The sequence below is a fragment of the Nitrosomonas sp. genome, assembly GCF_020852615.1.
Classification (GTDB): Bacteria; Pseudomonadota; Gammaproteobacteria; order Burkholderiales; family Nitrosomonadaceae; genus Nitrosomonas.
On sequence record NZ_JADZAJ010000022.1, the window covers coordinates 29,442 to 52,938 of the forward strand.

The 23,497-nt window shown below is 47.4% G+C and carries 18 protein-coding genes and 1 tRNA gene; 15 read left to right on the forward strand and 4 right to left on the reverse strand.

The window, feature by feature from the left end:
• Position 1 precedes the first annotated feature (1 nt).
• Positions 2-94: transfer RNA gene (locus IT527_RS04920), tRNA-Ser, on the reverse strand.
• Between the two features lie 100 nt (positions 95-194).
• Between IT527_RS04920 and radA the strand changes: the two genes are divergently transcribed.
• Positions 195-1,544 (forward strand): DNA repair protein RadA, encoded by a 1,350-nt coding sequence (gene radA / locus IT527_RS04925; RefSeq protein WP_292967269.1) that lies wholly within the window; start codon positions 195-197, stop codon positions 1,542-1,544.
• 90 nt (positions 1,545-1,634) lie between these two features.
• On the opposite strand, the gene IT527_RS04930 is transcribed toward radA, so the two are convergent.
• Positions 1,635-3,014 carry a DEAD/DEAH box helicase gene (locus IT527_RS04930; RefSeq protein WP_292967271.1) on the reverse strand — a complete coding sequence of 460 codons (1,380 nt, stop codon included), beginning with the start codon at positions 3,012-3,014 and terminating at the stop codon, positions 1,635-1,637.
• A gap of 268 nt (positions 3,015-3,282) precedes the next feature.
• Positions 3,283-4,950 carry an energy-dependent translational throttle protein EttA gene (ettA, locus tag IT527_RS04935; RefSeq protein WP_292967272.1) on the reverse strand — a complete coding sequence of 556 codons (1,668 nt, stop codon included), beginning with the start codon at positions 4,948-4,950 and terminating at the stop codon, positions 3,283-3,285.
• Positions 4,951-5,679: 729 nt separating this feature from the next.
• Here ettA and IT527_RS04940 point away from each other — a divergent pair.
• From IT527_RS04940 to IT527_RS05005, 14 genes are all read left to right on the forward strand, one after another.
• Positions 5,680-6,297, forward strand: coding sequence for an XrtA/PEP-CTERM system exopolysaccharide export protein (locus tag IT527_RS04940; RefSeq protein WP_292967273.1), 618 nt, complete (start codon positions 5,680-5,682; stop codon positions 6,295-6,297).
• Between the two features lie 42 nt (positions 6,298-6,339).
• Positions 6,340-7,890, forward strand: coding sequence for an XrtA system polysaccharide chain length determinant (locus IT527_RS04945; protein ID WP_292967274.1), 1,551 nt, complete (start codon positions 6,340-6,342; stop codon positions 7,888-7,890).
• Between the two features lie 68 nt (positions 7,891-7,958).
• The gene (locus tag IT527_RS04950; protein ID WP_292967275.1) at positions 7,959-8,894 is read left to right on the forward strand and encodes an XrtA-associated tyrosine autokinase; all 936 of its coding nucleotides are present in this window, start codon (positions 7,959-7,961) and stop codon (positions 8,892-8,894) included.
• Complete coding sequence (locus tag IT527_RS04955) at positions 8,894-10,474, forward strand: TIGR03016 family PEP-CTERM system-associated outer membrane protein (protein WP_292967277.1); 1,581 nt, start codon at positions 8,894-8,896, stop codon at positions 10,472-10,474. The genes IT527_RS04950 and IT527_RS04955 overlap by 1 nt, the downstream gene beginning before the upstream one ends.
• 13 nt (positions 10,475-10,487) lie before the next feature.
• A complete protein-coding gene (locus IT527_RS04960; protein ID WP_292967278.1) occupies positions 10,488-11,321 on the forward strand; it encodes an XrtA/PEP-CTERM system-associated ATPase in 834 nt (277 codons plus the stop codon).
• Positions 11,318-12,166 (forward strand): XrtA system polysaccharide deacetylase, encoded by an 849-nt coding sequence (locus IT527_RS04965; RefSeq protein ID WP_292967279.1) that lies wholly within the window; start codon positions 11,318-11,320, stop codon positions 12,164-12,166. The genes IT527_RS04960 and IT527_RS04965 overlap by 4 nt, the downstream gene beginning before the upstream one ends.
• A gap of 33 nt (positions 12,167-12,199) precedes the next feature.
• Positions 12,200-13,243 carry a FemAB family XrtA/PEP-CTERM system-associated protein gene (locus IT527_RS04970; RefSeq protein WP_292967301.1) on the forward strand — a complete coding sequence of 348 codons (1,044 nt, stop codon included), beginning with the start codon at positions 12,200-12,202 and terminating at the stop codon, positions 13,241-13,243.
• A gap of 5 nt (positions 13,244-13,248) precedes the next feature.
• Complete coding sequence (locus tag IT527_RS04975; RefSeq protein WP_292967281.1) at positions 13,249-14,454, forward strand: TIGR03087 family PEP-CTERM/XrtA system glycosyltransferase; 1,206 nt, start codon at positions 13,249-13,251, stop codon at positions 14,452-14,454.
• Positions 14,455-14,521: 67 nt separating this feature from the next.
• Positions 14,522-16,090 (forward strand): exosortase A, encoded by a 1,569-nt coding sequence (gene xrtA, locus IT527_RS04980; protein ID WP_292967283.1) that lies wholly within the window; start codon positions 14,522-14,524, stop codon positions 16,088-16,090.
• Positions 16,083-17,282, forward strand: a complete 1,200-nt coding sequence (locus IT527_RS04985) for a TIGR03088 family PEP-CTERM/XrtA system glycosyltransferase (protein ID WP_292967285.1) — start codon at positions 16,083-16,085, stop codon at positions 17,280-17,282. The genes xrtA and IT527_RS04985 overlap by 8 nt, the downstream gene beginning before the upstream one ends.
• 12 nt (positions 17,283-17,294) lie before the next feature.
• Positions 17,295-19,229, forward strand: coding sequence for an XrtA/PEP-CTERM system amidotransferase (locus IT527_RS04990; protein ID WP_292967287.1), 1,935 nt, complete (start codon positions 17,295-17,297; stop codon positions 19,227-19,229).
• A gap of 50 nt (positions 19,230-19,279) precedes the next feature.
• A complete protein-coding gene (locus tag IT527_RS04995; protein ID WP_292967289.1) occupies positions 19,280-20,272 on the forward strand; it encodes a hypothetical protein in 993 nt (330 codons plus the stop codon).
• Complete coding sequence (locus tag IT527_RS05000) at positions 20,272-21,210, forward strand: GNAT family N-acetyltransferase (protein WP_292967291.1); 939 nt, start codon at positions 20,272-20,274, stop codon at positions 21,208-21,210. Before IT527_RS04995 ends, IT527_RS05000 begins: the two co-directional genes overlap by 1 nt.
• A 45-nt stretch (positions 21,211-21,255) precedes the next feature.
• Positions 21,256-22,488: a GNAT family N-acetyltransferase gene (locus IT527_RS05005; RefSeq protein ID WP_292967293.1), complete on the forward strand. Its 1,233-nt coding sequence runs from the start codon at positions 21,256-21,258 to the stop codon at positions 22,486-22,488.
• Between the two features lie 5 nt (positions 22,489-22,493).
• On the opposite strand, the gene IT527_RS05010 is transcribed toward IT527_RS05005, so the two are convergent.
• Positions 22,494-23,171, reverse strand: a complete 678-nt coding sequence (locus IT527_RS05010; RefSeq protein ID WP_292967295.1) for a GNAT family N-acetyltransferase — start codon at positions 23,169-23,171, stop codon at positions 22,494-22,496.
• Between the last annotated feature and the right edge of the window lie 326 nt (positions 23,172-23,497).

Here is a 23,497-nt window from a genome sequence, read left to right on the forward strand (position 1 = left end):
GTGGCGGAGAGGGTGGGATTCGAACCCACGTGCCAGGAAATCCTGACCATCTGATTTCGAGTCAGCGCCGTTATGGCCACTTCGGTACCTCTCCGGTCTGAGGTATTCAGGGACGCCATTTTATCAGTTTTTCAATCCCGGGATAGCGGGTCTCAGCTATCTTGTATCAATAATTTCCAATCAGTGGTTCATTCATGACCAAGCTCAGGATGCTTTATGTCTGCCATTCGTGCGGCGGGCAGACTTTGAAATGGCAGGGTCAGTGTCCGCACTGTCGCGAATGGAATACACTGACAGAAACTGTACGGGAAAAGAGTTTACTGCGCCTTACTCCGGACTCCGGGCAGAAACAGGTATTGAGTCTGAGTGAAGTCGAGGCTGAAGATATGCCCCGTTTTCAGACAGGAATGGATGAGTTTGACAGAGTGCTGGGTGGAGGAGCGGTACAAGGCAGCGTTGTGTTACTGGGTGGTGATCCGGGGATAGGTAAATCCACATTGTTATTGCAGGCGCTGTCCCGAATGTCCGCCCAGCACCGGGTGTTGTATGTCAGTGGTGAGGAGTCGATGCAGCAGGTTGCACTTCGTGCGAAGCGGCTGTCTCTGGATGTGGCCGGGGTTGGTCTGCTGACTGAGATCCGGCTTGAGGCTATTGAATCAATCCTGGCAGAACATCATCCACGAATTGCCATTATTGATTCGATTCAGACTATCTATTCTGAAACATTGCATTCCGCACCCGGCTCGGTTGCGCAAGTGCGTGAATGTGCGGCTCGTCTGACACGTTTTGCCAAAACCAGTGGTACCTGCATCGTACTGGTAGGGCATGTAACCAAGGATGGGGCATTGGCCGGGCCGCGTGTTCTGGAGCATATGGTGGATACAGTGCTTTATTTTGAAGGGGATACACACTCGGCTTTTCGTTTGATTCGCGCTTTTAAAAACCGTTTTGGAGCCGTGAATGAGCTGGGTGTCTTCGCCATGACAGAAAAGGGGTTGCGGGAAGTGGGTAATCCTTCGGCTCTGTTTCTTTCTCACCATAGTGTGCGTGTGCCGGGTACTTGTGTGATGGTAACGCAAGAGGGGTCACGCCCGCTGCTGGTGGAAATTCAGGCATTGGTAGATGAGGCACATGCACCCAGCCCGCGGAGATTATGTGTTGGACTGGAACAGAACCGGCTGGCAATGCTGCTGGCAGTACTGCATCGTCATGCCGGCATTCCCTGTTTTGATCAGGATATCTTTATCAACGCGGTGGGTGGGGTCAAAATTACTGAGCCAGGTGCTGATCTGGCTGTGTTGCTGGCGATTGTTTCGTCGCTGAAGAACCGGGTTTTGCCTGAAAAGACAGCCATCTTTGGAGAAATAGGACTGGCGGGCGAAGTGCGGCCAGTGCAGCGGGGACAGGAACGGGTAAAGGAAGCGGCCAAACTGGGCTTTACTCGCGCCATTATTCCGAAAGCTAACCAGTCCAGGCAGGTTATCAAAGGAATTGAAATTGTTGCGGTGGAACGGGTAGAGGAAGCTGTCAGGGTATTTTTCTAAGTACTGCGCTCCGAATTTTCAGTGATGCCCGGGGTTGGCAGACTCCAGGTATCAATCATCAAATCAATACCCGGAGAATGCTGGTTTTACTTACTGGCTTTGCTCTGTACGGGCAAAACGGTCGCTGCTGTTAAATTTACTGTCTCTGAATGGACGTTTTCGGGTTTCACGAGCAAATGGCTGCGTAAACTCGGTTCCTTTATCACTCCCTCCTTTGCGGTTCTGGGAAGATGTACGCGGATTGGCATTATCCGGCCATGAGCGTTTGGCTTTGTGCGCAGATGAAGGCCTTTTCCCGGGTTTGTCATCGCCACGACCAAATCTTGGTTTGGTGCGCGGCTCCATGCCTGGTACGACCTGAAATTCAAAGTGGTTGCCGGTAAACCGCTCAATTCGTTTCAAGTGTGCGACATCTTTTCCTGATGCAAATGAGACGGCAATACCGGAAGCGCCAGCCCGACCGGTTCGTCCGATACGATGCACGTAATCTTCAGCAAATTTTGGCAAATCAAAATTGATGACATGGGTAATGTCAGCAATATCAATTCCGCGTGCAGCAACATCCGTGGCGACAAGGATTTTGAGCCGTCCCTGACGTAATCCGGTTAAAGTGCGTGTACGCTCGCGTTGCGTCATGTCTCCATGCATTGCGGCAGCCATGTGTCCCTGAGAAGCAAGATTGTCTGCCAGAGAGTCGGCATCGCGTTTCGTTGCAGTAAAGACGATCGCCTGTTTAATGGCGGTATCACGCAGCAGGTGATCCAGTAACCGGTTTTTGTGCATGAGGTCGTCCACGTAATGCATGCGTTGCTCGATATGATCAAGCCTGGCATGCTGGGTAGCAACCTGAATACGTTTGGGAGTTTTGAGCAAACGTGCGGCAATTTTCTCTATGGCAGAATCCATCGTTGCCGAGAACAGCAGCGTTTGTCTTTCTGCCGGTGTTGAGAGCGCAATACGTTCGACATCCTGAATAAATCCCATATCCAGCATGCGATCAGCTTCATCCAGTACCAGCATTTCCAGTCGTGAAAAATTGATGCGGCCGCGTTCGATGTGGTCGATCAAACGTCCGGGAGTGGCGACCAGTACATCTACGGTTTGGGACAGGAGCTTGTTCTGTACGGGATAGGGCATTCCACCCAGAATACTGACTACGTTGATACGCGGCAGAAATTTTCCATATTTACTGGCAGCGTCAGAAACTTGCAAAGCCAGCTCGCGTGTTGGTGTCAGGACCAGAATGCGTGGACCCCGGCCATGGTTTTTTGCGGGTGTGGCAAGGCGATGTAATGCCGGTAACATGAAAGCAGCTGTCTTGCCGGTTCCGGTCTGTGCGCTTGCCATCACATCGTGGCCGGCAATTAATTCGGGAATAGCCTGTTGCTGGATAGGGGTGGGAGAAGTATAACCCGCTGCCAATACGGCTTTTACAATGGCGGGATGCAGATTCAGATTTTCAAATGACACTTCGGTTTTCCTGATAGTAAAGAAATTAAATGCGCAAACAGGAATATACCGCAGCAAAAATTGCCGGTATCGCTGGTGCACACATGTAAAACATCGCTGCTAACCAGGGATACTGCACAATTTCAAGAAGAAACAGAGGAATCTGGAGAGGTCAGAAACGATGAAACCAATAAACCCTGCCATGATTTAAAGCTCAGGCAGGGCCATAATTATACAGCAATTACTTAAGGATTGTGTCTTTTTGTAACAGTTGAAAACAGGCAGCAAATCAGCGCGTAATTGGCTTATAGCGGATTCGTTTGGGTTTTGCGCCTTCTTCACCCAGGCGCTGGCGTTTGTCAGCTTCATATTCCTGATAATTGCCTGTAAAGAAAGTGACTTGTGAATTGCCTTCAAAAGCCAGGATATGGGTAGCTATGCGATCCAGAAACCAGCGGTCGTGAGAAATAACGAGCACGCAACCGGCAAATTCCAGTAAGGCATTTTCCAGTGCCCTTAATGTTTCCACATCCAGATCATTGGAAGGTTCATCCAGCAGCAGTACGTTGCCTCCTGATATCAGCGTCTTGGCCAGATGCAACCGGCCCCGTTCACCACCGGAAAGGGTTCCTGTAATTTTTTGCTGATCCGGACCTTTGAAGTTAAAGCGGCCAAGATAGGCGCGAGCAGGGACCTCATATTTACCAACGATAAGCATGTCATTTCCGCCGGAGATGGCCTGGAAAACATTCTGATCATCGGGCAGAGCGTCACGTGATTGATCTACGTAGGCAATTTTCACTGTCTCGCCTGTTTTAATGCTGCCTGTATCCGGTTGTTCTTTTCCCATGATCATGCGGAACAAGGTGGATTTACCGGCACCATTGGGGCCGATGATCCCAACGATCGCGCCGGGCGGTATCCGGAAGCTCAGGTTGTCAATCAGCAGACGATCGCCAAATCCTTTGGAGACATTGGTAAATTCGATAACTTCATTCCCCAGCCGGTCTGCTGTGGGAATAAAAATCTCTTGTGTTTCGTTGCGTTTCTGATATTCCTGGGAGCTGAGTTCTTCAAATCTGGCCAGACGGGCCTTGGATTTTGCCTGCCTGCCTTTGGGATTCTGTCGTACCCATTCCAGTTCTTGCTTGAGTGATTTCTGGCGCGCAGATTCCGTGCTTTCTTCCTGTTTCAGGCGTGCTTCTTTTTGTTCCAGCCAGCTTGAATAATTTCCTTTCCAGGGAATACCATAGCCACGATCAAGCTCCAGTATCCATTCAGCTGCGTTGTCCAGGAAATAGCGGTCATGGGTAACTGCTACCACTGTGCCGGGGAAGCGTGCCAGGAATTGTTCGAGCCACTCTACCGATTCTGCATCCAGATGGTTGGTGGGTTCGTCCAGAAGCAGCATGTCCGGTCTGGAGAGAAGCAGTCTGCAGAGTGCGACACGACGTTTTTCTCCACCTGAGAGCTGTTGGATTTGAGCATCCCATTCCGGAAGGCGCAGTGCATCGGCGGCTATTTCCATTTGCTGGGATAAATTGTCTCCATTTTGTGCAGACAGTATGGCTTCTAGTCGTGACTGTTCAGCAGCCAGTGCTTCAAAATCAGCGTCTGGTTCGGCGTAGGCGGCGTAAACAGCTTCCAGCTGCTGTTGTGCATCGAATATTTCCCCCAATCCCCCCTGAACGGCTTCGCGCACAGTAAGTTTGGGATCCAATTGTGGTTCCTGTGGCAGATAGCCGATTTTCAGATCTGGCATGGGCGTGCATTCCCCCTCAAAATCGTTATCTACTCCGGCCATGATTTTTAACAGGGTGGATTTACCAGAGCCGTTTAGGCCAAGAAGGCCAATTTTTGCACCTGGAAAAAAACTTAGTGAAATATCTTTGAGAATAACGCGTTTGGGAGGGACGATTTTACTAACGCGATTCATGATTAAAACGTATTGAGCCATAAATGCTTTACTAATCCTGAATTTGAATTGGTTTGAACAGCCTAGAATTCGGGGGGCTTCTGCAGGAATTCAATAAGAGAGAAAAGAAACCGCAGAATGAAGCCGGTATTGTGGGACGGTGATTACCGTGTGGCTATATTAAAAGGCAGTAAGGTAAAAGGCAAATATAGCCGTTTAAAGCAATTAAAGATTTTATCAGGTTGACAGGGTTGTTTATTCGGGCAGCTATATACCGGGGCGAGGTATGAAAGTTACAGTTCATTATAAATCGGGAAATTTTCAGGTATTCATTGTTCCGGCTGAGATACAGGTTACTGAGTTTCGAAAAATGGCCGAGGAGGTGGGGGGAGATGTGCTTAGAGTTGAATTTGTATCATTCAGCTCAAAATCTCACAAATACCATGTCGGGGAGGGTAAGTTCTAACCATGGTCAGGGTGAAAAACATATAGAATAACAGCCCCTTGTTTCTGTTAGAAACCTGTTTGGGTCTGGTATCTTTTTGTGTGTGTAAAAAGAAAAAAAGACATGATATTAATCATATTTTTTATCTGAAAGCATAGTAGGCTAATAATTGTTTGTCAGTTTTTACAGCGTAACACCGGTTGTTTTTTCGGGATGTTATCAGGCTGATAAAGTGGTTTGTATTTATGCTTGGCTGGAAAGCGGGCTCCATACTGCAGCTTCTGTAGTAGAGCTGAAAATACACCTGTTTTTTATTGAGGATTCGAGTGAATATTTCTATTAAATCCTGGGCAATTTGTCTGTTAGTCGCTCTTAATCTGTTTGTTGTCAACGGATGTTCAACTTATCCGTTACTTTCCAAGCAGGGAGAGCAGGTGCCTCACGATTATCTGATCGGGCCGGGCGATACAATAAATATTATTGTCTGGCGCAACCCGGAGATATCCATGAGTGTTCCGGTGCGCCCGGACGGAAAGATTACTACGCCACTTGTGGAGGATTTACCTGCAAGTGGAAAGACTTCCACTGAGCTGGCACGCAGTATCGAAGAAGTGCTTTCTAAATATCTGCAGCAGCCGGTCGTTACTGTCGTTGTAACTGATTTTGTCGGACCGTTTAGTGAGCAGATCAGAGTGGTGGGTGAGGCGACACAGCCCCAGGCATTGCCCTACAGAGAAAATATGTCATTAATGGACGTCATGATTGCAGTAGGGGGATTAACCGATTTTGCGGCGGGAAACAGCGCGAGAATCATTCGCAATGTTAATGGTGAGCAACAGCAGTTTCGGGTCAGGCTGGAAGACTTGATTCGGGATGGCGATATTTCTGCCAACGTACCGGTGTATCAGGGGGATGTACTGGTTATTCCGGAAAGTTTTTTTTGATTAATTTGGCTGTAACCATGATAGGTGAAGGGGTAGCCCGATATGAGTGAGTTAATTGCTCAACTGCTGGTTTATATCAAGGGTGTTTGGAAGTATAGATGGGTCTCAGTTGCAACAGCGTGGGTTGTTGCTGTTGCAGGCTGGTCCTTCGTCTATCGGATGCCGGATAATTACCAGGCATCTGCGCGGATTTATGTGGATACCCAGAGTATTCTGCGTCCGCTGATGGCCGGGATGACCGTATCACCTAATCCGGATCAGCAGATCAGCATAATGAGCCGGACACTTATTAGCCGGCCGAATGTTGAAAGAATTATTCGTATGGTCGATCTGGATATCAAGATTGTGGATGATAGCGCCAGGGAAGAACTGGTAACCAAACTGATGAAGGATATCAAGCTGGGAACAACAGGATCAGATAATATCTTCATGATCTCATACGATAATAAAGATCCGAAATTAGCTAAAGATATTGTTCAGTCGTTACTGACGATTTTCGTTGAGGGTGGGCTGGAAGGTAAAAAACAGGATTCAGCTTCAGCGTTACGTTTTATTGATCAGCAGATTGCTGCCTATGAAGAAAAGCTGGTGGCTGCTGAGGCCGCACTGACGGCTTTTAAACAGAAAAATATTGGCTATTTGCCGGGCCAGGGGGGGGATTACTATAGCCAGCTGGTATCGGCTGCTGAAAAATTGGAAAAAGCCAGGCTCGCTTTACTTGAAGCTGAACAGGCACGTGATGCGGTTAAGAAACAGATAACAGGTGATGAACCTCTATTGTTGCTTGAAGTGGGTGAGGTATCGCCGAAAAGTATTGTCAATCCGGAAATTGATTCCCGTATACAGGATTTAAATAAAAATCTGGATAATTTAATGCTGAGTTTTACTGACCAGCATCCTGATGTGGTTGCAACAAAACGATTGATTACCCAGCTTGAGGAGCGCAAGGTTGAGGAAGCCAAGCTTGCTGGTAATGTAAATAATACCGGTAAAAATTACGATCCAATGATGCAGCAGCTGAATATTGCGCTGGCTGAATCTGAGGCACAGGTAGCATCTATGAAAGCGCGAGTGACTGAGTACGAAGCGCGGCTTGAACGTCTGAAATCAATGAGCAACACAGTGCCGGCTGTTGAGGTGGAAATGCAGCAGCTTAATCGTGATTATAGTGTGAATAAAGCCAATTACGAAAAACTGCTGGAGCGCAGAGCATCCGCTGAAATTTCAGGTGAATTGACTTCAACTACAGGCCTGATGTCTTTCAGGATTGTTGATCCGCCCACGGTTCCGGAGAATCCATCCGGACCGGATCGTAAGAAGTTTTTTACATTTGTTCTGATTGGGGCTCTGGCTGGCGGGATTGGCCTTGCTTTCCTCGTCAGCCAAATTCGGCCAACCTTTCATAGCCAGAGTACTTTAAGGGAATTAACAAGTCTGCCTATTCTGGGATCAGTTCCAATGATATGGACAGAACAGGAAAAACTGAAAAACAAAAAACAGATCTATGCGTTTAGCATTTCTTTGCTGGTGTTGCTGACCTGTTATGTGGTATTAATGGTTTATGCTAAGCCGTATGTAACGCCGTCTGCCTGAATGGGTTGTTTGAAGTCGTTGTACCTGAACAAAAATTCGGCTGAGATTGAAATAATGATGGAGTGGATATGAGCCTTATAGAAAGGGCTGCAGGCAAGCTTGCAAAGAAAGATATAAAAAACTTTGTACCAGGTGACGTGTTGCAGCACGATTCTCGTGAAAAAAGTGATCGTAGCTCATTATTTTTATCTGATACAGAGGTGGAAAAAAAGGGAGGAGGTGGCAGCAAGGTTGCCAGGAGTGATTTGCTGATTGACCCGGTTAACCGGGTTACTGACACGAAATCCGCAAAGAGAATTGATATTGATCTGGAGGGTCTGCATCGAAAAGGAGTGGTAACACTTCACCATACTAAATCTGAGGTGGCTGAGCAGTTTAGGCTGATAAAACGTCCGTTATTAGCAAATGCCTTTAATCCTGATAGTGGAATAAAAAATGGTAATTTGATTATGGTTACCAGTTCATTATCTGGGGAAGGGAAGAGCTTCTGCTCACTCAATCTGGCAATGAGTATTGCTATGGAGATGGATCATCGGGTTTTGCTGGTGGATGCTGATGTTGCTCGTCCTTCTATCCCGGTAACCCTGGGTTTCAGTCCGGAAGAGCCCGGGTTGCTGGATGTTATTCGTGATCCACGTTTATCAATATCTGATGTGATGATGAAAACGAATGTGGAAAAACTCACCTTAATACCTGCGGGCAGACGCCATACACAAGCAACCGAGTTGCTGGCGAGTCAGAGTATGCGCTCCATTCTGGTAGAGCTTGCACAGCGCTATCATGACCGTGTGGTGATTTTTGATTCCCCTCCGTTGTTATTAACCAGTGAGTCGCGAGTGCTTGCAGGCCAAATGGGGCAAATTGTCCTGGTAGTTGAAGCAGAGAGAACAACACAGCAGACAGTAAAGGAGTCTTTGCAACAGATTGAAGTGTGCGATGTTGTTAATCTGATTTATAACAAAGCCAGAGCACATGGCAGTGCCGGATACTACGGCTATTATTAATGAGATTATCCAGGTATGTTGCGGGTAGCCCTCTTTATTGGGGGGTATACCTGAAGGTCAGTTGTATTCTGGGGTTAAGTAGCTGGATTTCTCAGGCAGTTTCAGCAGAATGGGATATCCGGCCCCGGGTAGTGGTGAGCGAGTCCTATACTGACAATATAGGAATGGGTGGATTTGGCGGGGGACTGGGCGGGTTCGGTGGAGGAGGCCTCTCCGGAAGTGAGTTTATTACTCAAATTAACCCGGGAATAGACATAACGGGTCACGGACGTCGCTTCACATCCAACTTAAACTATACCTTGAATAACCTGATATATGCCAGGAACGGGCGGTTTCAGGCACGTAATCAGCTGGCAGCCAATGGTACAGCTGAAATTATCAAGCATTATTTTTTTATAGACGGGACTGCTACTGTTACTCAGCAGAATGCTTTTTTATTTGCCCCTTTGGCGGCTGATAATACGAATCTGACTGGTAACAGACGTGATATTCGCGCATGGAATATTTCTCCCTATATCCAGCATCGTTTCAAGAATTTTGCTTCAGGACAGCTTCGCTATGCCCATGGCGAGGTAGGTTCTAATGCCCGTAATTTCTTAAATAACACGGTTGACACAGTGATTTTTTCACTGAACAGTGGTTCCGCTTTCAAGACGGTTGGCTGGGGATTAAATTACGATCGTTCAGAGATAAGCCGGAAAGGCTCAGGAACCTATTTGGGTAATCTTGGGACAATAGAGATGGAGAAGGCTATTGGCTCACTCAAGTATATGGTTACTTCACAGTTTAGTCTTATTGGTACTGCTGGTTATGAACGAAACAGTTTCATTTCGATAAGAGGGCGAACATCCGGCCCCTCCTGGACAGTCGGTTTTTCCTGGATTCCCACCAAGAGAACCAGTATCAGCGCATCTGGCGGGAAAAGATTTTTTGGTAATACCTATGCAGCAGCTATCGATCACCGTACTCGTGCAACGGTATGGAGCTTAAGCTACAACGAGGACCTTACTACTTTTGGCCAGCAATCCTTGTCTGGCGGGCCAATCATGAATGCATCCATGCTGAGTCAGTTATTTTCAGGTACTCAGGGGGGGCAGACGCTGTTAAATCAGGGGCTTCCTCTTTCCTTCTCTGATCCCAATAATTTTTTGACCAACCGCGTATTTTTACTTAAAAACTTGAATGCTTCGCTTACCTTGAATGGTAAAAAGAACTCGCTTGTATTCCGCGCATTTAACTATTCCAGGAAATCATTTAGTCCTGACGCGGAGGATGCCGGTTTAATGGGGACCAATGCGATATTGACTCAAAATACCACGCAGACGGGAGGAAACATGCTGTGGAATCACAGGTTGTCCCCCCGTACAAACGCTAATATTAACTTTGGTTATATTCGAACCAGTTATGATGTAACTAATCAGACAGATGACAATATAATAGCCAGTACAGGGTTAAACAAGCAGCTCGGTGCTAATGTAAATGGTTCAATTATGTATTTCCATCAGCGTCGATTATCAAGCCGTAGTAATGCTGAATATAGCTCAAATACGATAACGGCAACTTTAAGCATGAATTTTTAGAAAGATAAAGCTTATGTACCTGGCCTATTACGGTTTTACCGAGAAGCCGTTTCAGTTAAAACCCGATCCAAATTTCTTTTTTCCCAGCAGTGGGCACAAACGTGCTGCTGCTTATCTTGAGTATGGCCTTTCACAGGAAGATGGATTTATTATTATTACCGGTGATGTAGGCGCTGGTAAGACAACTTTGATGCGCCATCTGTTTCAGAAGTTGAAACAGGAACGGGTTGCTGCAGCACAGTTAGTGAGCACAAGACTGGATCCGGACGATGCCTTAAGGATGGTAGTGGCTGCTTTTGGTTTGCCTTATGAAAATTTATCCAAGGCGACATTGCTGCTTGAGCTTGAGCGATTTTTTCGCAAGTGTGAGCGAGAGGGTAGCAGAGCTTTGCTGGTCGTGGATGAAGCCCAGAATCTTCAACCCCAGACGCTTGAAGAATTAAGGATGTTATCGAATTTTCAATCGGATAACAGGCCATTGCTACAAACTTTTCTCCTTGGTCAGCCGGAATTTAGAAAAACGTTGCTTGGCAGCCAGATGCAGCAACTGCGTCAGCGGGTAATTGCAACATACCACTTGGGGCCGCTGGATCAGGCTGAAACCAGAGCTTATATTGAGCATCGCCTGCAAAAAGCCGGCTGGAGTGGGAATCCTGTATTACAGGATGGGGTTTTTGAGGTAATTCATAATTTTTCTTCAGGGATTCCACGCAAGATTAATCTATTTTGTGACCGCTTACTTATCATGGGATGTCTGGAAGAATTACAGACTTTGGGTAAAACTGAGGCCAATGAAGTGATGCTTGACATTCAGAAAGAGTTTGATCTGGCTGTGTCTCCTGAATGAACTGTATGATCCGTAATGCGTTGACAATCGATGTGGAAGATTACTTCCAGGTATCTGCCTTTGCCCGGCATATTCCGCGCTCATCCTGGGATAAACTGCCGTGCAGAGTGGAAGGTAATATTGATCGGATCCTCATGCTGTTGGATGAACAAAAAATCAAGGCAACTTTCTTTACGCTGGGCTGGATAGCAGAGCGTTACCCGGCTATGGTGAAGAAAATTGTTGAAAATGGGCATGAACTGGCCAGTCATGGCTATGCTCATCACCGTGTTACTGAACTGAATCGTGATCAATTTCATGATGATATCGTGCGTAGTAAATCCCTGCTGGAAGATATTGGTGGACAATCTGTCTGGGGATATCGTGCCCCCAGTTTTTCTATCAATAAAGATAATCTCTGGGCGCTGGATTGCCTGGAAGAAGCAGGCTATCGATATAGTTCCAGTATTTATCCGGTAGAGCATGATCATTACGGTATGCCGGATGCTCCACGTTTTGCCTTTAATCCGACTGATTCCCGGAAGATACTTGAATTACCGGTAACGACCGTACGCTTGCTGGATCGTAATTTTCCAGCAGGTGGGGGAGGTTATTTCCGTCTTTGGCCCTATGCAGTTTCGCGCTGGTTTTTACAAAGAGTCAATTCAGTTGATAAACAGCCGGCAATTTTTTATTTTCACCCCTGGGAAATTGATCCTGATCAGCCCCGGCAGACGGGAATTGGCCTCAAAACACGTTTTCGCCATTACCTTAATCTGGGCAGAATGGAAAAGAGACTTGGCTCACTAACCCGACATTTCAGCTGGGGACGTATGGATCAGATCTTTCTGCAGCGAACAGCCTGATTTTTGAGCGATATTACTGTGCAAAATACAGATCTGCCATTTGTGGATGGGTTACCTGGGGTTTCTGTTTTATCTGAAGATAAGTTTCAGGCGTGGGATGAGTTTGTCATGGCTTGTCCTGAAGCGACCTTTTTTCATCGTGCCGGGTGGAAGCCGGTGATAGAACAGGCTTTCGGACATAAAACCTGGTTTCTGTATGTGGAAGAGGACGGGCACATTCAAGGAGTGTTGCCTCTGGCAGAAATAAACAGTTTTTTGTTTGGACATAGTCTGAGTGCTCTGCCGTTTTGTGTATATGGCGGTATTGCTGCCATATCAGACAGCGCGCGAACCCGGCTTGACCGGGCTGCGCAGGTGCTGGCTGCGCACCTGAAGGTTGATTATCTGGAATACCGTAGTTTCCAGCCATTCCATCCGGATTGGCCAACCAAGGACTTATACGTCACGTTCCGAAAGACAATAGATCCCGATGCAGAACAGAATATGCTGGCGATTCCCCGTAAACAGCGGGCCATGGTGCGTAAGGGGATCAAATACGAACTGCAAAGTGATATTGATCAGGATACCGGGCGTTTCTTTCATGCCTATTCGGCCAGTGTGCATCGACTGGGTACCCCGGTTTTTTCCCGTAAATATTTCCAGCTGTTAAAAGCTGTTTTTGCGGAAGATTGTGAACTGCTTGTTATTACCAAAGACGGCAATATTGTCAGCGCAGTCATGAGTTTCTATTTCCGGGATGAAGTCTTGCCCTATTACGGTGGTGGAACAGATGCGGCGCGGGATCTGGCGGGCAATGATTTTATGTACTGGGAATTGATGCGGCGCGCCTGTGAGCGTGGTTATCGGGTTTTTGATTTCGGGCGCAGCAAGCAGGGAACCGGGTCGTACAGCTTCAAAAAGAACTGGGGGTTTGAGCCGCAGCCATTATTTTACGAATATCAGCTTCATAAGGCGAAAACAATCCCTGAGCATAACCCGCTTAATCCGAAATACCAGCTTTTTATTAAAGTATGGCAAAAAATGCCATTAGTATTGGCCAATATGATTGGTCCGCATATTGTTAAAAATCTGGGTTGAGAAGGGTGCAAGGACTGCTTTACCTGACGCACAGAATTCCCTATCCTCCCAATAAGGGGGACAAAATACGTTCCTTCCACCTCTTGCAGCACCTGAGCAAGCGCTATCGCGTGTATCTGGGCACATTTATTGATGCTGAGGAGGATTGGCAGTACGAGGAGGAAGTCAGGAATTACTGCCAGGATGTGTGCATTGCCCGGCTGGATCCATTACAGGCCAGGGTAAAAAGCCTGTACGCGTTGTCGGGTAATGATCCGCTGACTTTGGCCTATTACCGTAATACGAAACTAAAACAATGGGTTAATGGGCTGTTTGATACCAGATCCATTCAGGACATAGTGGTGTTCTCTTCTGCCATGGCACAGTATGCTGAACATCTGTCCGATCATCATCGCGTCATTGATTTTGTCGATGTGGACTCGGATAAATGGCGGCAGTATGCGCAATCAAAGCCCTGGCCATTGAGCTGGATTTACCGCAGAGAGTCAAAGTGCTTGCTTGATTATGAAAAAAAGATAGCCGGACAGTTCAGCTATTCGACCTTTGTTTCAGAAAAAGAGGCGGAGTTATTCAGACAGTTCGTACCGGACTCGGCAGCTAAAATTAGTTTCTTCAACAACGGTGTTGATACTGATTTTTTCTCCCCCGCACGCGATTATCCCAACCCTTATCCGGCTGAGAAAAGAGTACTGGTATTTACCGGTGCCATGGATTACTGGGCCAATATCGATGCGGTGAACTGGTTTGCAAATTCAGTGTTTCCTGCTGTTCATACAACACTGCCGGATGTTTGTTTTTATATCGTAGGCGCCAAACCATCCAGGCAGGTACAAATGCTGGCCAATTTACCGGGTATACATGTAACCGGGGTTGTCGGGGATATTCGCCCTTATCTCATGCACGCAACGGCTGCTGTTGCCCCCTTGCGGATTGCGCGAGGTATTCAGAACAAGGTGCTGGAGGCAATGGCCATGCAAAAACCTGTAGTGGTTTCTGAGCAGGCAATGGAAGGTATTCATGCCATATCGGATAAAGAACTGATCGTGGCAAGGGATGCCGGGGATTTTGTTGAACGGTTGTTTTCCCTGCTTGATTCCGATGAGCAGGCAGCCATGGGGCGGCTGGCGAGAGAGCGGGTCTTACAGGACTACACCTGGTCGGCCAATCTGTCGCGAGTCGATGCGTTACTTTCGGGCGCCTGTTCTGGCTAAGGTTTAGAAGAACCGGGCCGTTCTGTTAGTCAGGTTACAATTCCTGCATTGCTTTAACCGGTCAGTCATGCATACACAGATCCAGTCAAGCCTTGTATCAGGCAATAATTCTTCAAGCGAGCAAAAGACGGCAGCATTGATAACGCTGCTGGTCATTGTATCGGTATTGGGGATTTACCACGAAACCATTGAATCAATTGTTGCCATCTGGAACCGGTCTGATACCTACGCTCACGGTTATCTGATTGCGCCCTTCAGTATTTACATGATCTGGAAGAAGCGGGCACAGCTGGTGGCAGTCAGTTATCTTCCTGATTACACGTCACTGCCGGTTCTGGTCGGGCTGGGATTTGGATGGCTGGCAGCGTCGGCGGCAAATGTGCTGGTAGTGGAGCAATATGCTCTGGTAGCGATGATCCCCGTAATAGTGTGGGCCATACTTGGACGGGCTGCGTTTATTACTGTTATTTTCCCGCTCGCGTATCTTCTGTTTGCTGTCCCGTTTGGTGAAGCATTGATTCCGTCGCTGGTTAATTTTACTGCTGATTTTACAGTCACAGCATTACAGGCAACAGGGATCCCGGTCTACCGTGAGGGAAGTTATTTCAGCATTCCCAGCGGTAACTGGTCAGTAGTAGAGGCTTGCAGTGGCGTACGTTATCTGATTGCTTCGGTGACGTTAGGAACGCTCTACGCTTACCTGACTTACCGCAGTGTCAGCAGGCGACTGATATTCATTATATTTTCCATCCTGGTACCCATTATCGCCAATGGGATGCGTGCCTATCTGATCGTCATGATCGGGCATTTGAGCGGCATGACGCTTGCTGTCGGCGTAGATCATCTGGTTTATGGCTGGATTTTTTTTGGTCTGGTTATGCTCTTGCTGTTCTGGCTGGGTTCATTCTGGCGGGAAGATCATATTGATGAGGTCGTATCAGCAGAGAGTGTTCCCACCAATCTGAAATCTTCTGCTGTTCCGGTGAAATCAATGCTGGGTATGGCTGGATCTGTTGTGGCGATTGCGCTGATCTGGCCGGTTTATCTGGATTATTTAAATAAGGAAACGGATGTACGCGCAGTACCGGAAACCAGGGTGACTGATCCTTCCGGCAAATGGGAGGCTGACCCGACCCGACTTACCGATTGGGTTCCGGATTACACTGGTTTTTCTCAACAGTTTATTGGCCATTTTTACCAGAAAAACAGGCGTATCAGCCTTTATATAACCTATTACCGGGGACAGAAGCAGGGAAACGGGCTGATCAGTTCCGGCAACGTTCTGGCAACTGACCGCAGTGGCTGGCGGAACGTAGACGGAGAAAGGCAGAATTTATCATTGGGATCTGCAGAATTTACTGTCAATCAGAACCAGCTGTACGGGCCGAAGGATAAATTACTGATCTGGCGGTGGTTCTGGCTGATTGAACACGAAACGGCTGATCCTTATCTTGCTAAAGCGATCCTTGCGATGAACCGGATTCTCGGTAAAGGAGAGGATGGTGCTGAAATCATAGTGGCTGCATCGTACGATCGTGATCCGGAAGAAGCTGCATCGGTGCTGCACGAATTTATGGCTGATATGAAGCCGGTGATTGTCGGGAAACTCCTGGCTGTGCACAGCGCGCATGACTAAGCGAAACGGAGCCGGGAAAATGTCTTGCCCGCCACTGATAGCCCATGTGATTTTTCATTTTGGCGTGGGAGGGCTGGAAAATGGCCTGGTGAATCTGATTAATCATATTCCCGAGAACCGTTACCGGCACGTCATTATTTGCCTCAAAGGGTGCTCGGAATTTCATAAACGGCTTAACCGGGACGATGTCAGGATCATTACGCTGAATAAGCGTGAAGGTAACGATTTGAGTGTCTATGGAAAACTCTACCGGATTTTCAGGCAGCTTAAGCCAGATATCGTGCATACCCGTAACCTTGCCGCTATGGAAGCCCAGGTGATTGCTGCTGTATCCGGAGTGAAGGCACGTATACACGGGGAACATGGGCGGGATGTTTTTGATCTTGACGGGCAGAACTGGAAATATAACCTGTTGCGTAAATCGATTCGTCCGCTCGTTCACCGTTACATTACGGTTAGCAGAGACCTGGAGAGCTGGTTAACCGATACAATCAGGGTGCCCTTAACAAAAACACATCAGATTTATAACGGAGTGGAGCATCTGCATTTTCATCCGGATAACACGATTCCGGTTGAATTGTTTCCTTCCGGGTTTTTTGAAGGTAATCCATTCGTTATCGGTAGTGTTGGCAGAATGGCTGAAATCAAGGATTTTCCAACACTGATCAAGGCTTTTTTATTGTTGCACGAAAAGCAATCTGCAACAGACAGGCCCGTACGGCTCGTAATCATCGGAGATGGTATTGCAAAAGCACAATGTGAAGCTATGCTGCGCTCAGCCGGGGTTGAGCAATTTGCCTGGCTCCCGGGAGAGCGTAACGATATCGCACAACTAATGCAGGCGATGGATGTGTTTGTACTGCCATCACTGTCCGAGGGTATTTCCAATACCATACTGGAAGCCATGGCAAGCGGTTTGCCGGTTGTGGCAACCCGGGTGGGGGGGAATACCGAACTGGTAACGGAAGGAGAAACCGGTTATCTGGTACCTTCGAGAGATCCCGCAACAATGGCCCGTGCAATCCATGGATATTGCCGGAATGATGTAATGGCCCGCAGACACGGGCAACGTGCACGTGAAGTTATTGAGCAGCAATTCAGTATGAGTTCCATGACAAACGGTTACCTTGCAGTATATGATCGGGTATTGGGTCATGCTGTTGTTCAACCAGAAACTGAAATAACCAACTGACCGGATAAAGATATGTGTGGAATAACAGGTGTATTTGATATACGAAGTGGCAGCGGGATTGACCGTAATCTGCTGCACTGCATGAACCAGACACTAACGCACCGTGGCCCGGACGAAGGGCAGGTACATATTGAGCCCGGTTTGGGATTTGGACATCGCCGCCTGTCTATCATGGATGTATCCAGTGGTCAGCAACCGCTGTTTAATGAAGATGGCAGCGTGGTTGTCGTGTTCAATGGTGAAATCTATAACTTTCAGAAGCTGGCTAAAGAACTGACAGCATTGGGGCATCAATTCCGTACCCATTGTGATACTGAGGTAATCGTACATGCTTGGGAAGAGTGGGGCGAACACTGTGTGGAACGTTTCAGCGGCATGTTTGCTTTTGCCGTATGGGATCGCAACCGGCAAATGCTGTTTATGGCGCGTGACCGGCTGGGTATCAAGCCATTTTATTACACCCTGCTGGATAACGGGTTATTTTTGTTTGCTTCGGAACTCAAGGCATTGCTGGTCCACCCGGATTTTGACAAGACACTCGATCATCAGGCGATAGAAGATTATTTTGCCTATGGCTACATCCCCGAGCCGAAAACCATTTTTAAAAATGCGTTCAAGCTGAACCCTGGATACTCATTATTATTGCATCAGGGACAGCAGCCAGCCTTACCCCGTGAGTACTGGGATATACCATTTGCGCCACATGGTGTTTTAAGTGAAGAGGAGGCGGCAGAAGAGCTGGTTGTCCGGTTACGAAATGCTGTGGACAGTCATCTTATGAGCGAAGTGCCGCTTGGCGCATTTCTTTCCGGGGGAGTGGATTCCAGTGCTGTTGTGGCAATGATGGGTGGCCTGATGAAAGAATCGGTCAATACCTGCTCGATTGCTTTTGCTGACCCTGCTTTTGATGAATCAGATTATGCCCGACTGGTTGCCGAGCGCTACCAGACCCGACATTTTACTGAGCAGGTAAAACAGGACGATTTTGATCTTATTGACCGGCTGGCCGCATTGTACGATGAGCCGTTTGCTGACAGTTCCGCCATTCCGACTTATCGTGTCTGTGAGCTCGCCAGAAAACGGGTGACAGTGGCACTTTCCGGAGACGGGGGCGACGAGAACTTTGCCGGTTACCGCCGTTACCGCTGGCACATGATAGAAGAACGGTTGCGTTCCAGGTTACCGTTAGGATTACGAAAACCCTTGTTTGGCCTGCTGGGTGATGTTTATCCCAAGGCGGACTGGGCGCCTAAGTTTCTGCGTGCCAAGACCACGTTTGAATCGCTTGCACGTGATTCTGTGGAAGGTTATTTCCATAGCGTATCCATTCTGGACAATCGGCTGCGTGCACAATTGTTTACCCGGGATTTTCATCACAGTTTGCGAGGCTATCAGGCAGTTGAGGTGCTGCGTGGTTATGCGGATAAAAGCCCGACACAGGATCCTTTGTCACTGATTCAGTATCTGGATATGAAAACCTATCTTACAGGTGATATCCTGACCAAGGTGGATCGTGCCAGTATGGCCCATTCGCTGGAGGTGCGCGTTCCGCTGCTGGATCATGAGCTGGTTGAATGGGTCTCGGGGCTGCCTGCTTCCATGAAATTACACCAGCAGGAGGGTAAATACGTGCTCAAAAAATCACTGGAACCGTATTTGCCACATGAAGTGCTTTACCGTAACAAGATGGGCTTTGCCGTACCGCTGGCCAGCTGGTTTCGCGGCCCGTTGCGCGAACGTGTACGTACAGCATTACTTGGCAATACGTTAGCGGATACAGGAATCTTTGACATGGCCTTCGTTAAAAAAATGCTGGATCAGCACCAGTCCGGCAGGCGGGATTTTAGCGCCCCTATCTGGACGTTACTGATGTTTGAGGCTTTTCTGCGCAATACCCTCAATGCGGGAAATGTGTCATATACGGGTCAGGATAGAAAAGTTGCCTGAGGTTGATTCAGTCAATCACAGAATGCTCAACCGGAAAGCAGGGTAATTCAGTGCTGAACGTCTATCTCACTGTTGATACCGAGCTATGGCCTTATTCCGAGGGTTGGCCGGTGCGTGCCCTGTCACCGGATAAAAAAACGTTTGATGAAGAAATTGCTGCGTGCTTTTATGGCAGAACTGCTGAAGGGGATTTTGGGCTGCCTTATCAAATTGAGCAGCTAAACCGGTACGGGTTAAAAGCCACTTATTTTCTGGAGCCACTGTTTGCTGACCGGGCTGGCGGCCATCATCTTGCTGATGTGGTTGATTTGATTCAGCGTAATGGCCAGGAAGTCCAGCTGCACCTGCATACTGAATGGCTCAGTGAAATTCATGATCCGACTGTTCCTCCCTGTTTCAGGCAATACATACACCAATTCACGCTGGATGAACAGGCTGCATTGATAGCAAAGGGAGTACGCAGTCTCCAGGCAGCTGGCGTAAAAAAGCTCCATGCCTTTCGTGCCGGGAGTTATGGCGCCAATCGGGATACGTTACGTGCTGTGGCACAAAACGGGTTGTCGTTTGATTCCAGCTATAACTTTTGCTATCTGGGGGAAGACTGCAAGATTGATGTGGATAAACCGTTGTTGCAGCCGCATAAATTTGAAGAAGTATGGGAATTTCCAATTTCATTTTTCCAGGATTATCCCGGGCATCAACGGCATGCGCAGCTGGCAGCATGTTCAGCTGAGGAAATGAAAACAGCTTTACTGGATGCCTGGCGGCAGGGCTGGTTTTCATTTGTGATTGTTTTGCACAGCTTTGAGCTGGTCAAGGGTAGAAGTGCTGGCAAGCTGAGTTTGCCAGATAAGTTGAATATCAGCCGCTTTAATCATTTGTGCAAATTTTTGTCTGATCATGCCGGTAAGTTTAGAACGGCTTTGTTCTCTGAACTTGATCCGGGAGTCATTCCTGAAATAAACTCACCCGGGGTTTTGCGTTCCCGCCCGCATCATACAATCAGACGTTATACCGAGCAGGTCTATTCAAGGTTTTTCTAATGGAGAAATGGTCCAGGCAATCAATAAATTTTACCGTACGATTGGGGGAAATCAGGCTTCTTACCTGGCCGCTGAATGCCTGTGTACTGAAAACGCATTTTACTGAACTACCTGCTCATCCGGTCGTGCCGGAAGAGCTTGCAGAATTTTTTGGAAATTCTGTTAATGTGGTGGTAACACGTTCTCATCCGATTGAGTCTCCTTTGCCAAGACTCAATATATTGCCGCAAACAATTCGATATATTCCCTCAAGCTATCAGCGACACTGGGTTGTACTCGATGGTGGTTTTGAGAATTATCTGAAGAAATTTTCTGCCAAATCCAGAAATACACTTTTACGAAAAATAAAGAAGTTTGCGGAATTTTCGGGGGGAGAAATCGACTGGAGAGAATATCTTAGGCCGGAAGAGATGCATGAATTCTATAAACTGGCAATGGAAGTTTCACAGAAGACTTACCAGGAACGGCTACTTGACTGTGGCTTGCCTTCCGGTCAACAATTCTGTAAAGATATGCTGGCGCTTGCCGCAGAGGGTAACGTTCGCGGTTATATTCTTTTTTATCAGGGAAAACCGGTTGCCTATATTTATTGTCCGGTGCATAACGGGATTGCTCTCTACGAATACGTGGGTCACGATCCGGAATATCAATGCTGGTCACCTGGAACATTACTTCAGTACTATGCTTTGCAATGTCTGTTTGCAGCGGACCGCATAAAGATCTTCGATTTTACTGAGGGAGAGGGAGCCCATAAGGCATTCTTTGCAACCAGTGCACAATATTGTGCGGATATTTATTATTTTCGACGCACCTGGCGCAATCTGATCAGAGTGGCATTACATGCCGGTAGTGACGGATTATCACGCGGTATCGTCCAGGTACTGGACAGGCTGAAATTGAAGTCCTATATCAAAAAAATACTTCGATCGGCCGCATAAGGTCATATTGTTTACTTACTCTGAATTTATTTATCCTGAAGGTTTATGTCTTCGCAAAATGTACCGCTTCCAGAATCATACGATATACCGCAACTTGATGATGGCCGGGAATGGCAAGATCTGGATCAGCTCGATACCACAGCACGAACTCAGGCATTGCTGGCTGTTAAAGATTTGATTCGGCACCATTCCGCTGCTGTTATGGATCATGACCCGGATTGGCTTTATACCAAATGCAGCCATGATAAATCCGTCAAAATCTTTTTGTATTTTGCACGAGATGGCTCATTGTCCGGTTACGCTCCATTTTTCGTACATCCATCCTCTTTGAGTTTTGAATTATTCGGTATTTCACTCTGGGAATACCGGATCCGTCGTTACAGCATGACAACAAGCCCTTTGTTGTCGGAAGGAATCGATGCAGAGAAAGTCCTGCGCAGTCTGTTCGATAGCATATGGCAAATACTTGGAAATCGCGAAACCTTGTTTGGGCTGGGCGTTGAACTGGATTCACCGTTTGGCCAGTTTCTTCAGAACGATGCTGCTTTGCAGAAAAAGTATCAGATTTTCCCTTCCGGAAAGGCTTATCACAGACGGCTGATTGCATTACCTAAAAGCTTTGAGGAATATATTCAGAATCTGGGATATGGAACCCGTAAAGAAGTGCGACGTGCTTTGCGCCGTCTTGAACAGGATCCTGAAATCACGATTAATCACCACATATTTACTACACCTGAAGATGTACTGGAATTTTTACCTCTGGCTCAACAGGTATCTGATAAAACTTATCAGCGTAATTTACTCGGTCTTGGTATTCGCGATGATATTGAAACACGCCATGTTCTTACAAGTGCTGCAGAGAATGGCTGGTTTCAGAGTTATCTTCTGATTTGTAATCAGGAGCCGGTCGCGTTCCAGCATGGTTACATTTATGGTGGTATCTACTATGCGGAACAAACCGGCTACGATCCCGCCTGGGGAGATAAATCTGTCGGTACAATTGTGCAGATCTATCGGATCCGTGATCTGATTGGCTGTGGAGTCACCCGATTGGATTTTTTGTATGGAGATAATGAAAGAAAAAGAAGCTTATCCAATATGTATCGGATAGAGCAGAATTTTTATCTGGTTCCGAGAAAATTTCCGCTGGGCGTGCTTGCCTATACCTTACGCGGATTCAACACGCTTTCCCGATTAGGAGGGGATTTTATTGAAAAATGGGGATTAAAATCCAGAATTCGCCGCTTTCTCCGTAAGTGGTCAGTCAGTCGGGACTAGCGGGATTATTTAACAGCCAGGACAGTAATGCCGGTTTTTTGCAGGTGGCGCAGCAGAAGGCGATTGCCGGTACTGACAGCTATCCAGCCGGCTTTGAGCCAGCCGCATTTCCTGAAAGTATTAAGTGAAGACACATTGGTGGAACGGATATGTGTCACGATTCTGGAACAGCCATGCTTCTTCATATCTTCACACACCATTTCCAGTAGCAATGCTGCAGCACCTAATCCACGGTAACGGGGGGAAGTGAATAAATAGCCAAGGAAGGCGTCCCCGGACACCAGGCCAATATCTAAATCTGTTGGTGAATCAACCCGGATAACAGCGCTGTGGCTGATATTTGTTTGTGATACGACTTGTGTCCCGTCGATCAATGCGTAGACTCTTGCATTGTTACGGATAAGTTGTGCAACACTCTGACCGCTTTGTGAATTGATTTGTTCGATCAGTTCGTTTGGATATATGGCAATATCCCGGGTGGAGCTTAGAGAAATAAAGTGGAATACTTCTGCCCCGGGTTTTTTTACAGGAGGCTGTGATAACGGCGTTTGCCGCTGTGTCAAATCAGTTGTGCAGAAAAAATAAATCTCTACTCTGCATAGCACTTTAATCAGCCAGAATACTGCCGCCTTGAATCCTCCCTTATATTTCAGGAGTGCCAATCTTTCCTGCCATGCGTTCATGATATTGATCTGCCAAATAAAGTAACCACTACCCTTTCTACCCGGACGAGCAAGCGGCTGCATGCAGTCCGTGTATTTAGAAAAAAACATCAATTTTACGCATCAGATTGGCCAGCTTTTTCTGTGACCAGCTCAATTGCTCCCAATATCGCGGATACGACTGGCGGCGTACCATTTCAATTTCTTCCGACCAGAAACCTGAGGTAGGTCGTCAATCACAGAGTCCAACGGGTTAAGCGGTCATCTGTTTTGCATAGTATTGTTGGCTGAAAGCAGCAGGCGACAGATAACCAAGTCGTGCCTGTTTGCGGGTGCGGTTGTAGAAG

Excerpts from the sequence above, each read along its gene's own strand:
- radA (WP_292967269.1), top strand. The coding sequence starts at position 195 with ATGACCAAGCTCAGGATGCTTTATGTCTGCCATTCGTGCGGCGGGCAG.
- ettA (WP_292967272.1), bottom strand. The coding sequence starts at position 4,950 with ATGGCTCAATACGTTTTAATCATGAATCGCGTTAGTAAAATCGTCCCT.
- IT527_RS04945 (WP_292967274.1), top strand. The coding sequence starts at position 6,340 with ATGAGTGAGTTAATTGCTCAACTGCTGGTTTATATCAAGGGTGTTTGG.
- IT527_RS04950 (WP_292967275.1), top strand. The coding sequence starts at position 7,959 with ATGAGCCTTATAGAAAGGGCTGCAGGCAAGCTTGCAAAGAAAGATATA.
- IT527_RS04955 (WP_292967277.1), top strand. The coding sequence starts at position 8,894 with ATGAGATTATCCAGGTATGTTGCGGGTAGCCCTCTTTATTGGGGGGTA.
- IT527_RS04960 (WP_292967278.1), top strand. The coding sequence starts at position 10,488 with ATGTACCTGGCCTATTACGGTTTTACCGAGAAGCCGTTTCAGTTAAAA.
- IT527_RS04965 (WP_292967279.1), top strand. The coding sequence starts at position 11,318 with ATGAACTGTATGATCCGTAATGCGTTGACAATCGATGTGGAAGATTAC.
- xrtA (WP_292967283.1), top strand. The coding sequence starts at position 14,522 with ATGCATACACAGATCCAGTCAAGCCTTGTATCAGGCAATAATTCTTCA.
- IT527_RS04985 (WP_292967285.1), top strand. The coding sequence starts at position 16,083 with ATGACTAAGCGAAACGGAGCCGGGAAAATGTCTTGCCCGCCACTGATA.
- IT527_RS04990 (WP_292967287.1), top strand. The coding sequence starts at position 17,295 with ATGTGTGGAATAACAGGTGTATTTGATATACGAAGTGGCAGCGGGATT.
- IT527_RS05000 (WP_292967291.1), top strand. The coding sequence starts at position 20,272 with ATGGAGAAATGGTCCAGGCAATCAATAAATTTTACCGTACGATTGGGG.
- IT527_RS05005 (WP_292967293.1), top strand. The coding sequence starts at position 21,256 with ATGTCTTCGCAAAATGTACCGCTTCCAGAATCATACGATATACCGCAA.
- IT527_RS05010 (WP_292967295.1), bottom strand. The coding sequence starts at position 23,171 with ATGAACGCATGGCAGGAAAGATTGGCACTCCTGAAATATAAGGGAGGA.